The sequence below is a fragment of the Microcystis sp. M_QC_C_20170808_M3Col genome (genome assembly GCF_007095505.1).
In the GTDB taxonomy this organism is placed as follows: domain Bacteria; phylum Cyanobacteriota; class Cyanobacteriia; order Cyanobacteriales; family Microcystaceae; genus Microcystis.
Window position 1 is genome coordinate 1 of the sequence record NZ_SFBY01000035.1, and the last position, 2,608, is coordinate 2,608.

Below are 2,608 nucleotides of genomic sequence, written 5' to 3' on the forward strand. Positions count from 1 at the left end.
GTCAGACTTAAGCAATTAAGCGTTTTTCGCTATCTGCGTCAACCCCGTTGACGCGACCACCCTAAAAAAGTGGCGTGGTGAGGAATCGCCGTCCGTTTTACGGCGGCGAGGATGTCAAAGCAAGTCCATTGATTTAGAAGTGATTTTCCCTACAACCCTATTCCTATCTAGGGTTTGCGGCAAAAAGTTTTTCGTGGGGGTAGGGTGTGGGGTGTAGGGTGTGGGGTGTAGGGTTTTAACCATTTTGAGGGGGTCAATTACCTAATTTTCAGGGAAAAAGTCACTGAATTTTCCCCCCGATCACTCCCATGTCCAGTACTTTTTGATTTCCCAAAAGTCTAAAAGTCTTACCCAACAAGGTTTTTAGATTTATTCAGCAGACCCTATCTATTCGGTGATTTTGGAGATAATTACAGATTTGTTGCAGTTTAGCCAGGGCTTTTCCTGACTGTAAACATTGTTGTGCTTGCTGGAAAGCCGTGGGGATATCTGGGGCAATTCCACAGCGCCAAAGATAAAAACCACCGTTAAAAATTGCCGCGTCGGTTAATTCATTATTTTCTCCGGCTAATAAACCCTTTAATTTAGCGGTGAGCATTTCTAAAGATTCGAGGGGATAATCCGAAGTATAGAAGCCATAATCGCGAGGATTTAGGAAAAATCGCTGAAAGGAAGGGGTATCGGTGGGATTTCCCAGACCAATAATCGCCGTCCGATTACAGGCTAAATCACAACTGCCCTCTAATCCTTTCACGGTGGTGAAGTGAGAGATATTTCTCAGGGCAAAAGTTTCGCGAAAACGATCTTCGGTGGGGGGATGAACAAAACCCGATATCTGATGAATATTACCCACAAAAGGCGACCACATTAACTCTACCGTGGCCATGGGCGGACGTTTACCGATTTGCTCCCGATAGGTAACAAAATTCTCTACTAGGGGAAAATGGCGCGGAATATAGAAAAAAGTGAATCTTGTGGTGATTAAACAGTCTTTCACTGCTGCTAAGGATAATTGACTAAAATCTGCTCCTAATTGCTGCCAGATTTCCCTCAGGGAAATGCCGTATTTAGTCGGCATTTGATCGCCCCCGTGCAGGACTACGGGAACCCCCGCCGCCGCTAAGATTAAAGTAGTGATCGGAGTAACCGGGGCAGTGCGAGAGCGTCCATCGTAGGGATTGCCAAAAATAGCGATCGGATACTGAAAAGAGGCTGATTCTAGGGTTATTTGCGGGCCAAGCTCGGCGTAGGCATCAAGCATTCCCGCTAACTCATCGCTGGTGGGGCGTTTAATGCGATGGGCAATCATAAAAGCACCGATTTGGGCCGGGGTTGCCTCTTGGGTTAACATCATCTTGGTGGCCATCGCTGCTTCGGGACGGGTTAAATTTCTGCCCGTATGGGTGCCACTACCGATCACTTTTAATAATTCTCGAAAAGTATCACTCATCTCAAGGAAGAAAATAAAGAGTAAATGGGATTAATGGGGATTTTTAAGGCTGGACGGGGTGGTTTTCTAAGCTTTTAACCACACTTTGATTCATTTGCCGCACTAATTGACAAAAATGAGCGATCGGTGGTATCTGTAGGCGATCGCTCGTGGTGACAAGGACTACCTGACGGGTGAGACGATGACTAAATTTACCATTGTTAAGATGGGGATTTTCGCTACTAGGGGAAGCAAGAGGACGAATGGCGAGGGTGGCATCGCTACGGGCTTCCATCAGGGCAGATTGGGGCAGAAGAGCGATAATATTACCCTGACGCACCACACCGCGAAAAGCATCAAGGGTGTTTAATTCCATGACAGTTTTCAGGTGGGCATCCTGACGGGAAAACCATTCTTGTACTAATCTTTGCATTCCGTAGCCGTCTTTGAAAACCACTTGCGGATAGGGGATTAATTCCGACCATGGCACTTCTTTGTATTGGGCGAGGGGATGATTAGCGGCCATGAGAATTTCGATCGCTTCTTGGTATAACATTTCTACCACCATCTCCGGACTAGAGGTGAGAAAACGATTATTCATTACCAACGCCACATCTACTAAACCATCCCGCAGCACTTTTAATGCGCGATCGCTGCCTAGGGCTGTAACTCTTAACTGAACTTCTGGGTATTCAGCACAAAATTTCGGCAAAATCGGCGGTAAATAGTGGGCGCACACCGAATGAATGGCAGCCACGCACAATTCTGGCTGTTTTCCTGCCTGTAGGTCGGTGATTTCCTCGTGAACATTCGTCCATTCTTGACAAATCCGTTTCGCCCGGGGCAGTAATTTCTCCCCGGCAATGGTTAACTTCGCTTGGGCGGTACGATGGAAAAGAGGTAAGCCCAAATCGGTTTCTAGGGATTGAATCTGGCGGCTGATAGTCGATTGGGTGACTCCACACTGGCGCGCCGCTTGACCGAAATTGCCCGTATCGGCTACGGCTAAAAAGGCTTGCAATTGCTCGATCCGCATTCTTTCTCGTTTTAATTACATTCCTTGACGCTCCCCGCTCTAAAGAGACGGGGATTCTTCGTTCATTGAGTCTCCGTTAGCAAGCAGGATTTCTCCAACCAACCAAGAGGGAACCTCTCCCGAAGCGTTTAAAGTTTGCGTGC

General features: G+C 47.2%; 2 protein-coding genes. Both read right to left on the minus strand.

Going from position 1 to position 2,608, the window contains the following annotated elements; translation table 11 throughout:
• Positions 1-373: 373 nt before the first annotated feature.
• Complete coding sequence (locus EWV84_RS01855) at positions 374-1,450, minus strand: anthranilate phosphoribosyltransferase family protein (RefSeq protein ID WP_287076049.1); 1,077 nt, start codon at positions 1,448-1,450, stop codon at positions 374-376.
• Between the two features lie 43 nt (positions 1,451-1,493).
• On the minus strand, positions 1,494-2,465 hold the full coding sequence (locus EWV84_RS01860; protein ID WP_287076051.1) for a LysR family transcriptional regulator: 972 nt from the start codon (positions 2,463-2,465) through the stop codon (positions 1,494-1,496).
• Positions 2,466-2,608: the final 143 nt, after the last annotated feature.